This window comes from Zestomonas ipomoeae, assembly GCF_057128665.1.
Genome location: NZ_JBSKHQ010000002.1, coordinates 254,723 through 270,925, shown reverse-complemented (window position 1 = coordinate 270,925; position 16,203 = coordinate 254,723). Strand labels below are relative to the sequence as shown.

The window sequence follows — 16,203 nt, the reverse complement described above, 5'->3', positions numbered from 1 at the left end:
GCTGCTTACTGCGCGGCGCGTTCTTTGTCGATCAGGTATTCGGCAACGTCCAGTGTCTGCTCCGGACCGCCGGAGGAGCCGACGTCGAAGCGGTACTTGCCGTTGACGATCATGGTCGGCACGCCGGTGATCTGGTAGGCGGCGGCTAGCTTCTTGGCCTTCTCCATCTGGCTTTTCACCGCGAAGGAGTTGTAGGCCTTGAGGAAGGCGTCCTTGTCGATGCCTTGTTCGACCACGAAGTCGGTGATTTCCTCGAGGGTGGCCAGCTTGCGCTTTTGCTCGTGGTAGGCGTTGAACACCGCCGCGTGGATCTTCGGATCGACCTTCATCGATTCGAGGGTCAGGAACAGTTGGCCGTGGGTATTCCAGATGCCGCCGAACATGGCCGGGATGCGCACGAAGTTGACGTCTTCCGGCAGGTTTTCCGACCACGGCTTGATGGTTGGCTCGAATTTGTAGCAATGCGGGCAGCCGTACCAGAACAACTCAACCACTTCGATCTTGCCCGGCTGGGACACCGGCACCGGCTGGTTCAGTTCCACGTATTGCTTACCGGCATGGATGTTGGCGGCGTCGAGACTGCCGGCCTGGGCGGTTGCGCCGATCAGGCTGGCGGTGGCGAATACGGCGCTGAGAAACAGATTACGCATGCATGACTCCTTGGCGGATGGGGGCGCCCGGCGTGGCGTGGACAGGGCCTGCGGCGGGCGGCGGTTCCGGTTCATTGTAGCGGTCCGAGCAAAGAAAAAGGGTGGCCGTGGCCACCCTTTTTCTGCCGCCCATCAAGCGCCTCAGTGCAGGCCCTGAATGTAGCTGGACAGCGCGGCGATGTCCTTGTTGCTCAGCTTGGCCGCGATGTTGCGCATGATCATGGTGTCGCCATCGTTGGTGCGATCACCCTCGCGGAAATCGGTCAGCTGCTTGGCGACGTAGGTCGAATGCTGGCCGCCGAGCTGCGGGAAGCCGGCCAGGTCGTTGCCGGAGCCATTGGGAGCATGGCAACCGGTGCAGGCCGGCATGCCTTCTTCCAGCTTGCCGCCGCGGAACAGCGCTTCGCCGCGCTCGACCAGTGCCGGGTCGGCAGCGCCGACGCTCATCTTCTGGCTGGCGAAGTAGGCCGCGATGTCGGCCAGGTCCTGGTCGCTGAGGTTGTCCAGCAGGCCGGTCATTTCGACGACCTTGCGGCCTACCCCTGCTGGAGTTTCCGGGTTGTTGCCGGCCTTGATGTCGAGCAGTTGCTTGAGCAGGTAGCGCTCGCCCTGGCCGGCCAGTTTAGGGAAGTTCGGCGCGGCGCTGTTGCCGTCGACGCCATGGCAGGCACCGCACACGGCGGCCTTGTTCTGCCCGGCGGCGGCGTCGCCTGCGGCATGGGCCATGCCGGTGATGCCCAGGGTCAACAGCAGACTCACGAGTACTTTGTTCATCAGCTCATCCAACTAACGGCTAAAAGGGAAAGGGGTTCGGGCGCGAATTACTTGCTCATCCACTCGATGACGGCCTGGTAGTCCTCGGCGCTGCAATCCATGCAGAGGCCGCGCGGCGGCATGGCGTTGAAGCCTTCGGTCACATGCTTGACCAGGGTATCCATGCCTTTCTCCAGGCGCGGGGCCCAGGCGGCGGCATCGCCCTTCTTCGGGGCCATCGGCAGTTGACCGCTGTGGCAGGCGGTGCAGGCCCGGTTGAACACGGCTTCGGGATCCTGGGCGGCCTGGGCGTTGCAAGAGAGCAGAATGACACCAGCAGCAAGCAGCATTTTTTTCATGGGATCGACCTCATCAGGGGCTGGGAACGCATCGCGTTCTAGGCGCGAAAGGTAGTTATCGTTCCCCTTGGCTGTTCGTCCCTCGTGTGGGACAAAGCGCACACAAAATCTGCGGCATTATATACTGGCGTCGCCGAAACGGAAACGAAACAGCCCCCTGCGACACCGCGTCGCACCTTGGAACGCCTCAATGTCATTCAAGAATCCGATCCTCGGCCTGTGTCAGCAGGCCGCCTTCATGATCAGCGCCGCCAAAGTCGACCAATGCCCGGACGACCAGGGCTTCGAAGTGGCTTTCGCCGGGCGTTCCAACGCCGGCAAGTCCAGCGCGCTGAATACCCTGACCCACGCCAGCCTGGCGCGCACCTCGAAGACACCGGGGCGAACCCAGTTGCTCAACTTCTTCCGCCTGGACGACCAGCGTCGCCTGGTCGACCTGCCGGGCTACGGCTATGCCAAGGTGCCGATCCCGCTCAAGCAGCACTGGCAGCGCCACCTGGAGGCCTACCTGGGCAGCCGCGAAAGCCTGGTGGGTGTGGTCCTGATGATGGACATCCGCCATCCGCTGACCGACTTCGACCGGCTGATGCTCGACTGGTCCGCCGCCAGCGGCATGCCCATGCATGTCCTGCTGACCAAGGCCGACAAGCTGGCCTTCGGCGCGGCGAAGAACGCCCTGTTGAAGGTGCAGCGCGACATTCGCCAGGGTTGGGGCGAGGGGGTCAGCGTGCAGTTGTTCTCGGCGCCGAAGCGCCAGGGCATCGACGAGGCCCATGAAGTCCTGGCAGGTTGGCTGGGACTACTGGAGGAGCCGCAAGCCGACGCGGAGTCCTGATTGGCGATGCCCGTTGCGATGGGCAAACAGCAGGCAAAAAAAACCCCGAACTTCGTATGGGGGAGGGGGAAGTTCGGGGTTTAAGTCTGGACCGCTAGGGCGGGGCCCAGATATCTGCCAACACTTAACACAACAAGGAGCATCGAAAAGGTCTTTCAACCATTTCGTAAAAGCTCTGACTGACCGCCCGAAAGAAAAGTTCAGCACGGCGTTGCCGCCGCCGTGCCGTCTGCCCCGAACCGGTGCATGGAAGGTCACCGCGACCATCCCGTTCCCACCTGGCATGGCCTGGCAAGACGGGGCGGGGACGCCCATGATCGGCGCACCGAGCGAGACGCAGCCAGCCCCCGCAAGCCGAGTGCTGACGGGGGCTGGCGGGGACCGGACGGTTGCTCGCGGTCAGTGCGCCTCGTCCCAGTTGGCGCCGACACCGACCTCAACCAGCAGCGGCACATCCAGTTGCGCGGCTCCGCTCATCAGCGGACGAACGGCCTCGCGCACGAGCTCCACCAGGTCCTCGCGCACCTCGATGACCAGTTCATCGTGCACTTGCAGGATGACCTTGGCATCCAGCCCGGACTCGCCGAGCCAGTCGTCCACCGCCACCATGGCGCGCTTCATGATGTCCGCCGCGGTGCCCTGCATCGGTGCGTTGATCGCGGTGCGTTCGGCGGCCTTGCGCATGGCGCCGTTCTTCGAATTGATCTCCGGCAGGTACAGGCGTCGCCCGAACAGCGTCTCGACGTAGCCCTGCTGAGCCGCCTGCTCGCGGGTGCGCTCCATGTAGGCGAGCACGCCGGGGTAGCGGGCGAAGTAACGGTCGATGTAGGCCTGGGCCTCCTTGCGCTCGACGCCGATCTGCTTGGCCAGGCCGAAGGCGCTCATGCCGTAGATCAGGCCGAAGTTGATCGCCTTGGCCTTGCGCCGCTGGTCATTGCTGACTTCGTCCAGTGGCAGGCCGAACACCTCGGCGGCGGTGGCGCGGTGCACGTCGCGGTCGTGGCGGAAGGCGTCCAGCAGGCCCTCGTCCTTGGCCAGGTGAGCCATGATGCGCAGCTCGATCTGCGAGTAGTCGGCGGCCAGCAGCTTGTAGCCGTTGGGTGCGACGAAGGCCTGGCGGATGCGCCGCCCCTCGGCGGTGCGGATCGGGATGTTCTGCAGGTTCGGGTCGCTGGAGGACAGTCGGCCGGTGGCGGCCACCGCCTGGTGATAGCTAGTGTGGATGCGCCCGGTGCGCGGGTTGATCTGCTCCGGCAGGCGGTCGGTGTAGGTGCTCTTCAGCTTGCTCACGGTGCGGTACTGCATGATCACCTTGGGCAGCGGGAAGTCCTGCTCGGCGAGTTCGGCGAGCACCGCCTCGGCGGTCGACGGCTGGCCGGTGGCGGTCTTGGCGATCACCGGCAGGCCGAGCTTCTCGTAGAGGATGGCGCACAGTTGCTTGGGCGAGCCGAGGTTGAATTCCTCGCCGGCCAGTTCGTAGGCCTGGCGCTCGAGCTCGACCATCTTCTCGCCCAGCTCCAGGCTCTGCTGGCCGAGCAGGCGAGCGTCGACCAGCGCGCCCTGGCGCTCGATGCGCGCCAGCACCGGTACCAGCGGCATCTCGATGTCGGTGAGTACCTTGGCCAGGCTGGGAATGGCCTGCAGCTTCTGCCACAGGCACTGGTGCAGGCGCAGCGTGACGTCGGCATCTTCCGCCGCGTAGGGGCCCGCCTGCTCCAGGGAGATCTGGTCGAAGGTCAGCTGCTTGGCGCCCTTGCCGGCGATGTCCTCGAAGCGCACGGTGCCCTGGCCGAGGTACTTCAGCGCCAGGCTGTCCATGTCGTGGCGGGTGGCGGTGGAGTCGAGCACATAGGATTCGAGCATGGTGTCGAAGGTCAGGCCCTGCACCTCGATGCCGTAGCGCACCAGCACGTTCATGTCGTACTTGCCGTGCTGGGCTACCTTGGCCCTGCGCGGGTCCTCCAGCAGCGGCTTGAGCGCGGCGAGCACGCTGTCGCGGTCCAGTTGCTCGGGCACGCCCATGTAGGAGTGGGCCAGCGGCACGTAGGCGGCCTGGTGGGCGTCGACCGCGAAGGACACGCCGACCAGGTGCGCCTGCTGGGCATCCAGGCCGGTGGTCTCGGTGTCGAAGGCGAACAGCGGCGCAGCCTGCAGCCTGGCCAGCCAGGCGTCGAACTGCGCCTGCTCCAACACCACCTCATATTGCGTTTCGCTGGCGGCCGTCGCTTCGGCGGCCGGTGTCGGTTCGCCATCGGCCTTGGCTTCGCGCAGCAGGGCGTCGAGCCAGGTGCGGAATTCCAGGGTGCGGTAAAGCTCGATCAACGCCTCGCGATTGGGCTCGCCAGGCTGTAGCTCGGCGATCTGCACGTTCAGCGGCACGTCGGTCTTGATGGTGGCCAGCTGGTACGAGAGGTAGGCCATCTCGCGGTGTTCCTCGAGCTTGGCCGGCAGCGACTTGGCGCCGCGAATGGGCAGGCCGGGCACCTTGTCGAGGTTGGCGTAGAGCACGTCGAGGCCGCCGCCGACGCCGACCAGCAGCCCCAGGGCGGTCTTTTCGCCGACGCCGGGCACGCCGGGAATGTTGTCCACCTTGTCGCCCATCAACGCCAGGTAGTCGATGATCAGCTCCGGACCGACACCGAATTTCTCTTCCACGCCAGCGACGTCCAGACGGCTACCGGTCATGGTGTTGACCAGGGTAACGTGGCCGTCCACCAGCTGTGCCATGTCCTTGTCGCCGGTGGAGATCACCACCTCGCGGCCCTCGGCGGCGCATTGGCGGGACAGGGTGCCGATCACGTCGTCGGCTTCCACCCCGTCCACGCACAACAGCGGCAGGCCCAGGGCACGCACGCAGCCGTGCAGCGGTTCGATCTGCACGCGCAGCTCGTCCGGCATCGGCGGGCGGTGGGACTTGTAGTGCTCGAACAACTCGTCGCGGAAGGTCGGCCCCTTGGCATCGAACACCACCGCGAACGGGCTGTCCGGATATTGCTTGCGCAAGGACAGCAGCATGTTCAGCACGCCCTTCACCGCGCCGGTGGGCAGCCCGGTGGAGGTGGTCAGCGGCGGCAGGGCATGGAAGGCGCGATACAGGTAGGAGGAACCGTCCACCAGGACGAGAGGAGCTTGGCTCATGAGCGGGATCAACCTTTTCGGCGGTAGCGGGGGCCGGCAGACTGCTAGAATGACCGGACCATTGACGGCAAAGGGACAAGGTTAACATGCGCATACTCAATCGCCTGCTGCTGGCCAGCCTGTTGGCGCTGCCCCCGGTCCTGGCCGTTGCCGCGGACGATGCGCCCGGCGCCGAACCGGACGTCACCATTCGCCAGGAAGGCGACAAGACCATTCACGAATATCGGGTCAACGGCTTTCTCTACGCCATCAAGGTGGTGCCGAAGAGCGGCAAGCCTTACTTCCTGGTGCGTGCCGATGGCAGCGATGGCAATTTCGTCCGTTCCGATCAGCCGGATATGTTGATTCCGGCCTGGGAAATCTTTAGCTGGTAACTATGTCCGTCTTCACACCCCTTGAGCGTCATGAGCTGGAAACCTTCCTCGAACCCTACGGGCTCGGTCGTCTGCGCGACTTCCAGGGCATTGCCGCGGGCAGCGAGAACAGCAATTTCTTCGTCAGCCTGGAGCAGGGCGAGTACGTCCTGACCCTGGTCGAACGCGGCCCCTGGCAGGACCTGCCGTTCTTCATCGAGCTGCTCGACGTGCTGCACGAGGCCGAGCTGCCGGTGCCCTTTGCGCTGCGCACCGTCGACGGCGTGGCCCTCCGCGAACTGGCCGAGAAGCCGGCGCTGCTGCAGCCGCGCCTGCCCGGCAAGCACGTCGCGGCGCCCAATGCCCACCATTGCGGCGAAGTCGGCACGTTGCTGGCGCGCCTGCACCTGGCGACGCGCGAGCGCATCATCGAACGCAAGAGCGACCGCGGCCTCGACTGGATGCTGGCGGAAGGCCCGAGCCTGGCCCTGCAATTGCCGGAACAGCACCTGCCATTGATGCGAGAGGCGCTGGCCGAAATCGCCGCGCTCAAGGGCAAAGTGCTGGCGCTGCCGCGGGCCAACCTGCACGCCGATCTGTTTCGCGACAACGTGCTGTTCGACGGCAACCACCTGTCCGGGGTGATCGACTTCTACAACGCCTGCTCGGGGCCGATGCTTTACGACCTGGCGATCACGCTGAACGACTGGTGTTCGCAGGCCGACGGCAGCCTGGATGCCCACCGCGCCCAGGCACTGCTCGGCGCCTATGCCGCGCTGCGCCGCTTCACCGCCGCCGAGGCCGAGCTGTGGCCGGCGATGCTGCGCATCGCCTGCGTGCGCTTCTGGCTGTCGCGCCTGATCGCCGCCGAGTCCTTCGCCGGCCAGCAGGTGCTGGTGCACGACCCCGAGGAGTTCCGCCGGCGCCTGGCCATGCGCCAAAGGGTGGATGTGGCATTGCCGTTCGCGCTGTAGGCAGGCCCCGCGAGAACGCCGGTCGGGAGGCCCGCCGTGCCTCAGGCCGAGACGTCTCGATCGGGTGTGATTTGCGCGCTCACCCGCACTTCGAATAACCGCAGTTCAGGCAGGTGGCGCAGCCCTCCAGTTGCACCACTGCCTGGGTGTGGCACTTGCCGCAGAGCTGTGCGCCGGGCGGAAAGCCTTCGCCGGGCTCGACCGCTTCGGCGTTCTGGCTGGCTTCGTAGGCGGCGCGCTTTTCCAGCAGGTAGTTGCGTTGCGTTTCGTCCAGCGCCTGGCCCTTCAGCAGGCCGATATCGATCAGGTGGCGCTCCACCACCGCGCCGATCTCCGCCACCAGCGAGGGCATGTAGACTCCGCCGCGCTTGAGGTAGCCGCCGCGCGGGTCGAACACGGCCTTCAGCTCCTCCACCAGGAAGGTGCAGTCGCCGCCCTTGCGGAACACCGCCGACATGATGCGGGTGAGCGCGACGATCCACTGGAAGTGCTCCATGCCCTTGGAGTTGATGAAGATTTCGAAGGGTCGGCGTTGTTCGTGCGGCGTGCCGGGGTTGAGCAGTACGTCGTTGATGGTTACGTAGAGCGCGTGCTCGAACAGCGGCGACTTGATCTTGTAGGTGACGCCGACCAGTGCTTCCGGACGTTGCAGGCTTTCATCCATCTGCACCGGGGCGCTCTCGCCGGGTGGCGCGAGGGTATCGTCGACGACCTTGAAACTCTTGATGCGCTTGTCGATCTTGATGGCCATGGTGTTCGGGCAGTCCGCTTGTGGGTTACGGCGCGCCGCTACTCTTCCGCTTGCATTTCGACCCCGCAGGTGGCGCGCCTGACCCACCCCAGGGTGCCTCAATACTTGCCGTAGTAACCCTCCTTGAGGGCATCGAACAGGTTGGCGGCGCTGTGCACTTCGCCGTCGTACTCAACCTCTTCGTCGCCGCGCAGTTCCACCACGCTGCCGTCTTCAAGCTCGAAGCGGTAGCGGGTGCGCGCCAGGTCGGTGTCCTTCACCAGCACGCCCTGGAACGCCGCCGGGTTGAAGCGAAAGGTGGTGCAGCCCTTCAGGCCCTGGCGCCAGGCGTAGCGGTAGATGTCCTTGAACGCTTCGAACGGATAGTCGGTGGGCACGTTGGCGGTCTTGGAGATCGACGAGTCCACCCACTTCTGCGCCGCCGCCTGGATGTCCACGTGCTCGGTAGGGCCGATGTCCTCGCTGCTGACGAAGTAGTCGGGCAGGCACTCGGCAGGGTCCGGCGAGCCGGGCCGGGCGCGCGGATTGACCAGCGCCCGATAGGCCAGCAGCTCGTAGCTGAATACTTCCACCTTGTCCTTGGTCTTGCGCCCGGCGCGGATCAGGTTGCGTGAGTAGTGATGGGCGAAGCTCGGCTCGATGCCGTTGGAGGCGTTGTTGGCCAGGCTCAGGCTGATGGTGCCAGTGGGTGCGATGGAGCTGTGGTGGGTGAAGCGCGCGCCCTCGGCGGCCAGTGCTTCCACCAGTTCCGGCGCATGCTCGGCGAGGCGCTGCATGTAGCGCGAGTAGCGCGCGTGCAGCACGCGGCCGGGCAGGTGGTCGCCGGCCCGGTGGCCATCGGCGGCCAGCTCGGGTCGCTGACGCAGCATCGCGTCGCTGATCTCGAACTCTTCGGCGAGCAGCGGCGCGGGACCCTTTTCCCGCGCCAGCTCCAGGCCCACCTGCCAGCCGGTCAGGGCCATTTCCCGCGCCACTTCTTCGGTGAACACGCAGGCCGCGGGGCTGCCATAGCGCAGCCTGAGCATCGTCAGTGTCGAGCCCAGGCCGAGGAAGCCCATGCCGTGGCGGCGCTTGCGCAGGATCTCCTCCTGTTGCCGGGGCAGCGGCAGGCCGTGCACCTCGACCACGTTGTCCAGCAGGCGAGTGAAGATGCGCACCACCTGGCGGAAACGATCCCAGTCGAAGCGCGCCTGCTCGCCGAACGGCTGCTCGACGAAGCGCGTCAGGTTGATCGAGCCGAGCAGGCAGGAGCCGTAGGGCGGTAGCGGTTGTTCGCCGCAGGGATTGGTCGCGCGGATTTCCTCGCACCACCAATTGTTGTTCAACTGGTTGACCCGGTCGATGAGGATGAAGCCCGGCTCCGCGTAGTCGTAGGTGGCGGCCATCAGCATGTCCCACAGGTGGCGGGCCTTGACGCTGCCGTAGACCTTGCAGGCCACCCGGCCGTCCGTGGCGACGCTGTAGCCGTCGCGCAGCGGCCAGTCGCGCCAGATCACCTGGGCCGGGTCGTGCAGGTCCAGCCGCTCGCGCTCGCGGGGATGTACCGGAAACACCAGCGGCCAGTCGGCGTCGCTTTCCACCGCCTGCATGAACGCGTCGCTGATCAGCAGGCTGAGGTTGAACTGACGCAGCCGGCCGTTCTCCCGCTTGGCGCGGATGAACTCGCGAACGTCCGGATGGGCGACGTCGAAGGTGGCCATCTGCGCGCCGCGGCGGCCGCCGGCGGAGCTGACGGTGAAGCACATCTTGTCGAAGATATCCATGAATGACAGCGGCCCGCTGGTGTGCGCACCGGCCCCGGAAACGAACGCGCCGCGTGGGCGCAGGGTAGAGAACTCGTAGCCGATGCCGCAGCCGGCCTTGAGCGTCAGACCGGCTTCGGCGAGCTTGGCGAGAATGTCTTCCATGGCGTCGGCGATACTGCCGGACACCGTGCAGTTGATGGTCGAGGTGGCCGGCTTGCAGGCCTGGGCGCCGGCATTGGCGACGATGCGCCCGGCGGGAATGGCGCCGTTGCGCAGGGCCCAGAGGAACTGGCCGTGCCAGTGATCGCGCAGCGCCGGCGCCTCGACCTCGGCCAGGGCGCGGGCGACGCGTTGCCAGGTGCCGTCGATATCGGCGTCGAGCGGCGTGCCGTCGCGGTCGCGCAGCCGGTACTTCTGCTCCCAGATGTCCACGGCTGCGGCCTGCAGGGCGATATCCGCCGCCGGGGCCTGGGTGGTTTCGCTGCTTTTCGCCATGGGCTGCCCCCGTTGCAGACCCTCATCTGCCAGGAGCAGCCGCGTACCCACGACGCCTTGCGGCGTCGCGCGCAACAGCCACGGCTGCTGTGTTCACCATAGCGTTTCTGACGCGCTTGTGCAGGTCGCCCGGTCGGCGCCGATAGCGCTCAGAGTGATTCCAGGCAGCCCGCCAGGCCCTCGGCCAGTTGCTCCAGCAGGCGCTCGTAGCCCCGGGCATCGACGGCTAGGTCAATGCCCAGCGGGTCCAGCTCCGCCAGCTGCACCGGCAGGCCCGTGCTGAGGGTCTGCGCCAGGCGCGGGCGCAGCGGCGGTTCGCTGAACACGCAGCTGGGGCCGGCCTGTTGCAGGTGCTGGCGCATGGCGGCGACGTGGCGAGCGCCGGGCTGTACTTCGCCGAGCACGCTGAACACCCCGGCATGTTCCAGGCCGTAAGCGGCCTCGAAGTAGTCGTAGGCTTCGTGGAAGACGAAGAACGGCTTGTCCCGCAGCGCGGCGAAACGTGTGTTCAGGCGCTGGTCGAGCGCATCCAGGCGCTCGTCGAATGCCTTCAGGTTGGCCTGGTAGCGGGTGGCATTGGCCGGGTCGGCGGCGGCCAGGTCGGCGGCCATGCGCGCGGCGATGCCCCGGGCGTTGGCCGGCAGCAGCCAGAGGTGCAGGTCGACGCTGCCGGGGCGATGGTCATGGTCGTGCTCCTGCTCGTGTTCCTGCGGCGCATGTTCCTCGTCCTCGCCGAAATGCCGCAGATGCAGGCCTGGCAGTTCCTGCACGGCCAGGCTCGGTGACCGGCGACTGGCGAGCACGCGGGGCAGGAAGCTTTCCATGTCCGGCCCGATCCAGTAGAACAGCTCGGCCTCGGCCACCCGTCGCATGTCCGACGGGCGCAGCGCGTAGTGATGCGGCGAAGAGCCCGGCGGCAGCAGCGCCTCGGGCTGGCCGACGCCGTCCTGCACCGCGGCGGCGATCAGTTGCAGCGGCTTGATGCTGGTGAGCAGGCGCACGTCGGCCTGGGCCGAGCAGGCGCAGAGACAAAACAACAAGACAGCGAAAAGGCGGGGCACGGCAGCAGCATCCAGAGCAAAAGAGTTATAGAATAACGTCTCTTTTTCCCTGCGTCGTGGTCCGATGAAAACTCCCCTGGCCTGTCGTCCCCATGATCATTCCCACTGCGTGCACAGTGCGCTGAGCGAAGCCGATGCGCTCTGCGAGCGCCAGGGCGTGCGCCTGACCGCGTTGCGCCGGCGCGTGCTGGAGCTGGTCTGGCAAAGCCACAAGCCGCTCGGTGCCTACGACATTCTTGCCGTGTTGAGCGAAACCGACGGCCGTCGCGCGGCGCCGCCGACCGTCTACCGGGCGCTGGATTTCCTGTTGGAAAACGGCCTGGTGCATCGCATCGCCTCGCTCAATGCCTTCGTCGGCTGCAGCCATCCCGAACATGCCCACCAGGGCCAGTTCCTCATCTGCCGGCAATGCCATGCGGCCGTCGAGCTGGAGCAGGCGGCGATCAGCGATGCCATCGTCGCCGGCGCCGGCAGCGTGGGGTTCGCCGTGGAAAGCCAGACCGTGGAAGTGGTCGGTCTCTGCGCCGCCTGCCGGGAGCACTGAATGAGCGCTGAACTGATTCGCCTGGAACGGGTGAGCGTCGCATTCGCCGGGCAAGCGGTATTGCAGGACGCCAGCCTGCAGGTGCGCCCGGGGGAGATCGTCACCCTGATCGGCCCCAACGGTGCCGGCAAGACCACCCTGGTGCGCGCCGTGCTCGGCCTGCTGAAGCCGGACAGCGGCAGCGTCTGGCGCAAGCCGAAGCTGCGCATCGGCTATATGCCGCAGAAGCTGCACGTGGATGCGACCCTGCCGCTCTCGGTGCTGCGCTTCCTGCGCCTGGTGCCGGGGGTTGATCGTGCCAAGGCCGCCGCAGCACTGGCGGAGGTCGGCGCCGAGCAGGTGCTCGAAAGCCCCTTGCAGGGCATTTCCGGCGGCGAGTTGCAGCGTGTGCTGCTGGCTCGCGCGCTGCTGCGCCAGCCCGAACTGCTGGTGCTCGACGAGCCGGTGCAGGGCGTCGATGTCGCCGGGCAGGCCGAGTTGTACCGGCTGATCACCCGCCTGCGCGACCGCCATGGCTGCGGTGTGCTGATGGTCTCCCACGACCTGCATCTGGTGATGAGCACCACCGACCAGGTGGTCTGCCTGAACCGCCATGTCTGCTGCTCCGGGCATCCGGAGCAGGTCAGCGGCGACCCGGCTTTCGTCGAACTGTTCGGCCGCGATGCCCGCAGCCTGGCGATCTACCACCACCATCACGACCACGCCCATGACCTGCACGGCGGCGTGGTGACCGGCAAACTCCACGTGCACGGGCCCGACTGCAACCATGGATGATTTCCTGCTCAATGCCTTGCTCGCCGGCCTCGGCCTGGCCCTGGTGGCCGGCCCGCTCGGCTCCTTCGTGGTCTGGCGGCGCATGGCTTATTTCGGCGACACCCTGTCCCACGCCGCCCTGCTCGGCGTGGCGCTGGGGCTGATGCTCGACGTCAGCCCGACCCTGGCGGTGACCGTCGGCTGCGTGCTGCTGGCGGTGCTGCTGGTAACCCTGCAAAGCCGCCAGCCGCTGGCCTCCGATACGCTGCTGGGCATTCTCGCCCATAGCACGCTGTCGCTCGGCCTGGTGGTGTTGAGCTTCATGCGCGATGTGCGCGTCGACCTGATGGGCTACCTGTTTGGCGACCTGCTGGCGGTGGGGCCGAGCGAACTGGCCTGGATTCTCGGCGGCAGCGCGCTGGTGCTGCTGGTGCTGGTGCCGCTATGGCGGCCGCTGCTGGCGATTACCGTGCATGAGGAGCTGGCCCGGGTCGAGGGCCTGCCAGTGGCGGCGATCCGCCTGGCGCTGATGTTGCTGATCGCGGTGGTCATCGCGGTGGCGATGAAGATCGTCGGCGTGCTGCTGATCACCTCGCTGCTGATCATTCCCGCCGCCGCCGCCCAGCGCCATGCCCGCACGCCGGAGCAGATGGCCATCGGTGCGAGCCTGCTCGGGTTGCTGGCGGTCTGCGCCGGGCTGTCGCTGTCCTGGTACCAGGACACTCCGGCCGGTCCGTCCATCGTGGTCAGCGCCGCTGCGCTGTTCCTGTTCAGCTTCGCCCTGCCGCGGCGACGGGCGTAGGGCGGGAACCGGTATTGGCCGCTTCGTGCCCGGCGGGCTTCGTCTGCCCTGCGTTCGCCTGAGCGCCGCGAAACATAGCGATCCGCGCATTTGGCCGATTCAGCGCGTCGATGGGTTGGGTCCGGCTAGGGCGGCAGTGTAGACTTGCGCGTTTTTTGCGCAATTCGGAACCCATCGCAATGCTGCCGTTCGCTTCCCGCACTCTGACTGTCCTGGCGTTCACCCTGCTGCTCGGCGCCTGCCAGAGCGCCCGCCAGGCGCCGCCACCGCCCACCGACGAACTGGTCGATGCCTTTCGCCAGGTCGAGCTGAGCCTCGATGCCGGCCGACTCGACGAGGCGCAGAGCCGCTTGCAGACGTTGCAGACCCGCACCGCCGGCGACACCCGTCTCGAGCAGTACCGGCGCCAACTGGCCGAAGCCTATATGCAGCGGGGCCAGCAGGCGTTGCAGCAGGGCGACCTGGACACTGCCACCCGCGCGCTCGGCGATGCCCGCGCGCTGATGCCGCAGGCGCCGGCGCTGACCACCGGGCTGGATGACGCCATCGCCGAGGCCCGCGAGGCCTCCCTGCGGGCCGCCGAGCGGGCTCGCGCGGCGGCCGCCCGGGAAGCGGCGGCGCGCGACGAGCAGGCCCGCCAGGCGCGACTGGCCGCCGAACGCCAGGCGGCATCGAGCCAGGCCGAGCAGGTGACCGAGGTGCCGGTGGAGCGCCCCCGTGTCGCCGCCGCGCCGCGCGCCAGGCTGATCGACCCGAGCGCCGCCAGCAGCGCGGTACCCTTGCCGATGCTCGACTACCAGGACAACCAGGGGCTGCGCAATCTGCTCGACAGCGTTGCTGCCGATGTGGTCGGCTTCGACTGCGCGGTACGGGTGGAAGTGCGCGAGGCCAAGGATTACCAGTGGGTCGCCGCCCTGCTCAGCGCGCGGGTGAAGAAGCTCGATCCGGGCTTCGCCCTCAGCCTCAACCCGTCCCTCAAACCGGAACAGCCGCCGCGCCTGCTGCTCAGCCCACGGCGCTGAAGATCGAACGGCGCTCTGGTAGGGGCAAATGAATTCGCCCCTACACGGATAGCCTGTTGGTCAGTCGCGCCGCAGCAGGAAGTCCGCTGTCCGCTCGGCGCTGTCCTGCGGGAATTCCTGCATGAAGCAATGTCCGCCGGCGACCACCTGGCCGCTGACGAACGGGTTCGCTGCACACCAGCGGGCCACCGACTTGCCGACGAACTCGTAGCTCTGCTGACCGTAGAGCACGCGGGTCGGCGTGCGTACCTTGGCCAGCGACGGCCACAGGCGCTTGGGGAAGGAACCGAAGATTTCCGCTTCGCGGCTCGGCCGGCATTTCAGTTCGACGCCGCCGTCTTCCGCGTCCTTCAGCGCGTGGTCGACATAGGCCAGCAGCGCTTCGTCGGCCCAGCCCTTGAACATGCCGCGGCCATGCAGGCCGTTGTACGCCGCCGCGCGGTCCGGCCAGTGGCGCCGGCGGGCACGGGCCTTGGTCGCCATGGTGTTGCGGCGATACAGGCCGACGGCGTCGGAGAGCACCATCACGCCGATCAGGGCCGGGGTGAACAGCACCGGATCGAGTAGCACGGCACGTTCGAACAGTTCCTTGTGGCGAGCCAGCACCAGGCTGGTGAGCACGCCGCCGAAGCTGTGCCCGACGGCGAAGCGCGGCACTTCGCCGAACCGGGCTCGCCCGGCCTCGAAGGCTTCCACCGCCAGCTCGGCGCTGCGGTTCCAGCCGCGGAAACGACCGCCGTGATCGCTGTCGCCATGGCCCTGGACATCGCACAGCCAGAGGTCGAAGTCGTCGGCGAGCCGTTGCAGCAGGGGTTCGTAGGTGCGCCCGCAGAAGCCGTTGCCGTGCAGGAAGTGCAGCAATGGCTTGCCCGATGGCTGGCTATGCCAGCCGCGCAGGGTGAAGCCGGTGGAACAGGGGTGGGACCAGGGAATCAGGTGCATGGACAGGCGCCGCGGATTGAACCGCCGCTAGTGTAAACGTCGGCGCTGGCGGCGTCAGGCGATGGGCGCGTGCCGCCGCGTTCCGCCCCGTCTGGGCTCAGGAAGCCGTGGCGCCGCTGTGGTTGGCGATGAACTGTTCGAGCAGCCGGTTGAGCTGGGCCGGCTGGTCCAGCGGTGTGGCGTGGCCGGAGTCCGCGATCACCACGAGGCGGGCGTTGCGCAACTGCTTCACATAGTCCTGCTTGTAGCTCAGCGGCGTGTAGTCGCGGTCTCCGGAGATGATCAGCATCGGCGTGCTGACCTCGCGCACCGCCGGCAAGGCCGACCAGCCGAGGATGGCGCGCAGGGCGTACAGGTACGAGAGGCGGTCGTTGCGCGCGATGCGCTCGGCGATCTGCGCCCGCAGCCCCGCCTGCTCGACATGGGGAAACAGCTTGTGCGCCAGCAGGCGGCCGAGGGTGCGCAGGCCGAGCAGGCGGATCAGAGCCAGGCGCAGGAACACCTGGCAGCGCAGGGCGAAGGAGTCCAGCGGGAAGCTCGGTGCGCTGTTGATCGCCACCAGCCCGCGGGCGATGCCGGGATAGCTGGCGAGCAACTGGAAGCCGACCATGCCGCCCATGGACACGCCAACGATGATGCACGGCCGGATCTGCATGGCCTGGATGAACTCGGCGACGTCCGCCGCCATGTCTTCCACCCGCAGTTCGTGGCGCACCGGTTCGCTGGCGCCGTGGCCGCGCAGGTCCAGCGCGTGGACCTGGCACAGGCGGGAGAGGTGGTCGATCTGTGGTTGCCAGTCGAGCAGCGAGGAGCCCAGTCCGTGCAGCAACAGCACCGGCGTGCCCTGGCCTTTGCGGATATAACCGAAGCGGCCGTTAGTTAATTGCAAATACTCCATGCGCGATCTCCTGCGTTATTAACTTCAGGCAAATAAACACCGTGCTCCGCTTAGTTGTAGCGAGGCATTAATTATTTCCTGAACATCGTGCTATTCAGACCGCGAGGAACATGCCCAGCGGTTATTTG

At 66.8% G+C, this 16,203-nt stretch carries 16 protein-coding genes; 7 read left to right on the top strand and 9 right to left on the bottom strand.

Annotated elements, in window-relative coordinates; all coding sequences use genetic code 11:
- Positions 1 to 5: 5 nt before the first annotated feature.
- The 3 genes from ACWKV7_RS04855 to ACWKV7_RS04845 form a co-directional block, all read right to left on the bottom strand.
- On the bottom strand, positions 6 to 650 hold the full coding sequence (locus tag ACWKV7_RS04855) for a thiol:disulfide interchange protein DsbA/DsbL (protein ID WP_483856518.1): 645 nt from the start codon (positions 648 to 650) through the stop codon (positions 6 to 8).
- A 141-nt stretch (positions 651 to 791) separates the two neighbouring features.
- Positions 792 to 1,424 carry a c-type cytochrome gene (locus tag ACWKV7_RS04850; protein WP_483856517.1) on the bottom strand — a complete coding sequence of 211 codons (633 nt, stop codon included), beginning with the start codon at positions 1,422 to 1,424 and terminating at the stop codon, positions 792 to 794.
- A 47-nt stretch (positions 1,425 to 1,471) separates the two neighbouring features.
- The gene (locus ACWKV7_RS04845; RefSeq protein ID WP_483856516.1) at positions 1,472 to 1,762 is read right to left on the bottom strand and encodes a c-type cytochrome; all 291 of its coding nucleotides are present in this window, start codon (positions 1,760 to 1,762) and stop codon (positions 1,472 to 1,474) included.
- A 190-nt stretch (positions 1,763 to 1,952) separates the two neighbouring features.
- On the opposite strand from ACWKV7_RS04845, the gene yihA reads away from it, so the two are divergent.
- On the top strand, positions 1,953 to 2,597 hold the full coding sequence (yihA, locus tag ACWKV7_RS04840) for a ribosome biogenesis GTP-binding protein YihA/YsxC (protein ID WP_483856515.1): 645 nt from the start codon (positions 1,953 to 1,955) through the stop codon (positions 2,595 to 2,597).
- A gap of 399 nt (positions 2,598 to 2,996) precedes the next feature.
- On the opposite strand, the gene polA is transcribed toward yihA, so the two are convergent.
- Positions 2,997 to 5,735, bottom strand: coding sequence for a DNA polymerase I (gene polA, locus ACWKV7_RS04835; RefSeq protein ID WP_483856514.1), 2,739 nt, complete (start codon positions 5,733 to 5,735; stop codon positions 2,997 to 2,999).
- 86 nt (positions 5,736 to 5,821) lie between these two features.
- Between polA and ACWKV7_RS04830 the strand changes: the two genes are divergently transcribed.
- Together ACWKV7_RS04830 and ACWKV7_RS04825 are read left to right on the top strand one after the other, a co-directional pair.
- Entirely contained in the window at positions 5,822 to 6,109 is a 288-nt protein-coding gene (locus tag ACWKV7_RS04830) for a DUF2782 domain-containing protein (protein ID WP_483856513.1), read from the top strand.
- A 2-nt stretch (positions 6,110 to 6,111) separates the two neighbouring features.
- A complete protein-coding gene (locus tag ACWKV7_RS04825; protein ID WP_483856512.1) occupies positions 6,112 to 7,062 on the top strand; it encodes a homoserine kinase in 951 nt (316 codons plus the stop codon).
- A gap of 79 nt (positions 7,063 to 7,141) precedes the next feature.
- Here ACWKV7_RS04825 and ACWKV7_RS04820 read toward each other — a convergent pair whose 3' ends face one another.
- From ACWKV7_RS04820 to ACWKV7_RS04810, 3 genes are all read right to left on the bottom strand, one after another.
- Positions 7,142 to 7,813, bottom strand: coding sequence for a TSCPD domain-containing protein (locus ACWKV7_RS04820; protein WP_483856511.1), 672 nt, complete (start codon positions 7,811 to 7,813; stop codon positions 7,142 to 7,144).
- 98 nt (positions 7,814 to 7,911) lie between these two features.
- Complete coding sequence (locus ACWKV7_RS04815) at positions 7,912 to 10,053, bottom strand: adenosylcobalamin-dependent ribonucleoside-diphosphate reductase (protein ID WP_483856510.1); 2,142 nt, start codon at positions 10,051 to 10,053, stop codon at positions 7,912 to 7,914.
- Between the two features lie 149 nt (positions 10,054 to 10,202).
- Positions 10,203 to 11,114, bottom strand: coding sequence for a zinc ABC transporter substrate-binding protein (locus tag ACWKV7_RS04810; RefSeq protein ID WP_483856509.1), 912 nt, complete (start codon positions 11,112 to 11,114; stop codon positions 10,203 to 10,205).
- A 64-nt stretch (positions 11,115 to 11,178) separates the two neighbouring features.
- On the opposite strand from ACWKV7_RS04810, the gene zur reads away from it, so the two are divergent.
- The 4 genes from zur (at position 11,179) to ACWKV7_RS04790 (ending at position 14,235) form a co-directional block, all read left to right on the top strand.
- Positions 11,179 to 11,658: a zinc uptake transcriptional repressor Zur gene (gene zur, locus ACWKV7_RS04805; protein WP_483856508.1), complete on the top strand. Its 480-nt coding sequence runs from the start codon at positions 11,179 to 11,181 to the stop codon at positions 11,656 to 11,658.
- Complete coding sequence (gene znuC / locus ACWKV7_RS04800; RefSeq protein WP_483856507.1) at positions 11,659 to 12,432, top strand: zinc ABC transporter ATP-binding protein ZnuC; 774 nt, start codon at positions 11,659 to 11,661, stop codon at positions 12,430 to 12,432.
- On the top strand, positions 12,425 to 13,213 hold the full coding sequence (gene znuB / locus ACWKV7_RS04795) for a zinc ABC transporter permease subunit ZnuB (protein ID WP_483856506.1): 789 nt from the start codon (positions 12,425 to 12,427) through the stop codon (positions 13,211 to 13,213). Before znuC ends, znuB begins: the two co-directional genes overlap by 8 nt.
- Positions 13,214 to 13,392: 179 nt before the next feature.
- On the top strand, positions 13,393 to 14,235 hold the full coding sequence (locus ACWKV7_RS04790) for a PA5502 family lipoprotein (protein WP_483856505.1): 843 nt from the start codon (positions 13,393 to 13,395) through the stop codon (positions 14,233 to 14,235).
- 60 nt (positions 14,236 to 14,295) lie between these two features.
- On the opposite strand, the gene ACWKV7_RS04785 is transcribed toward ACWKV7_RS04790, so the two are convergent.
- Together ACWKV7_RS04785 and ACWKV7_RS04780 are read right to left on the bottom strand one after the other, a co-directional pair.
- Positions 14,296 to 15,177, bottom strand: coding sequence for an alpha/beta fold hydrolase (locus ACWKV7_RS04785; RefSeq protein WP_483856504.1), 882 nt, complete (start codon positions 15,175 to 15,177; stop codon positions 14,296 to 14,298).
- 97 nt (positions 15,178 to 15,274) lie between these two features.
- Positions 15,275 to 16,075: an alpha/beta fold hydrolase gene (locus ACWKV7_RS04780; protein ID WP_483856503.1), complete on the bottom strand. Its 801-nt coding sequence runs from the start codon at positions 16,073 to 16,075 to the stop codon at positions 15,275 to 15,277.
- Positions 16,076 to 16,203: the final 128 nt, after the last annotated feature.

Bases quoted from the DNA above. Each gene is read 5' to 3' on its own strand.
- ACWKV7_RS04830 (WP_483856513.1), top strand. From the start codon at position 5,822: ATGCGCATACTCAATCGCCTGCTGCTGGCCAGCCTGTTGGCGCTGCCC.
- znuC (WP_483856507.1), top strand. From the start codon at position 11,659: ATGAGCGCTGAACTGATTCGCCTGGAACGGGTGAGCGTCGCATTCGCC.
- yihA (WP_483856515.1), top strand. From the start codon at position 1,953: ATGTCATTCAAGAATCCGATCCTCGGCCTGTGTCAGCAGGCCGCCTTC.
- polA (WP_483856514.1), bottom strand. From the start codon at position 5,735: ATGAGCCAAGCTCCTCTCGTCCTGGTGGACGGTTCCTCCTACCTGTAT.
- ACWKV7_RS04825 (WP_483856512.1), top strand. From the start codon at position 6,112: ATGTCCGTCTTCACACCCCTTGAGCGTCATGAGCTGGAAACCTTCCTC.
- ACWKV7_RS04780 (WP_483856503.1), bottom strand. From the start codon at position 16,075: ATGGAGTATTTGCAATTAACTAACGGCCGCTTCGGTTATATCCGCAAA.
- ACWKV7_RS04855 (WP_483856518.1), bottom strand. From the start codon at position 650: ATGCGTAATCTGTTTCTCAGCGCCGTATTCGCCACCGCCAGCCTGATC.
- ACWKV7_RS04815 (WP_483856510.1), bottom strand. From the start codon at position 10,053: ATGGCGAAAAGCAGCGAAACCACCCAGGCCCCGGCGGCGGATATCGCC.
- ACWKV7_RS04850 (WP_483856517.1), bottom strand. From the start codon at position 1,424: ATGAACAAAGTACTCGTGAGTCTGCTGTTGACCCTGGGCATCACCGGC.
- ACWKV7_RS04790 (WP_483856505.1), top strand. From the start codon at position 13,393: ATGCTGCCGTTCGCTTCCCGCACTCTGACTGTCCTGGCGTTCACCCTG.
- zur (WP_483856508.1), top strand. From the start codon at position 11,179: ATGAAAACTCCCCTGGCCTGTCGTCCCCATGATCATTCCCACTGCGTG.
- ACWKV7_RS04785 (WP_483856504.1), bottom strand. From the start codon at position 15,177: ATGCACCTGATTCCCTGGTCCCACCCCTGTTCCACCGGCTTCACCCTG.
- ACWKV7_RS04820 (WP_483856511.1), bottom strand. From the start codon at position 7,813: ATGGCCATCAAGATCGACAAGCGCATCAAGAGTTTCAAGGTCGTCGAC.
- znuB (WP_483856506.1), top strand. From the start codon at position 12,425: ATGGATGATTTCCTGCTCAATGCCTTGCTCGCCGGCCTCGGCCTGGCC.
- ACWKV7_RS04845 (WP_483856516.1), bottom strand. From the start codon at position 1,762: ATGAAAAAAATGCTGCTTGCTGCTGGTGTCATTCTGCTCTCTTGCAAC.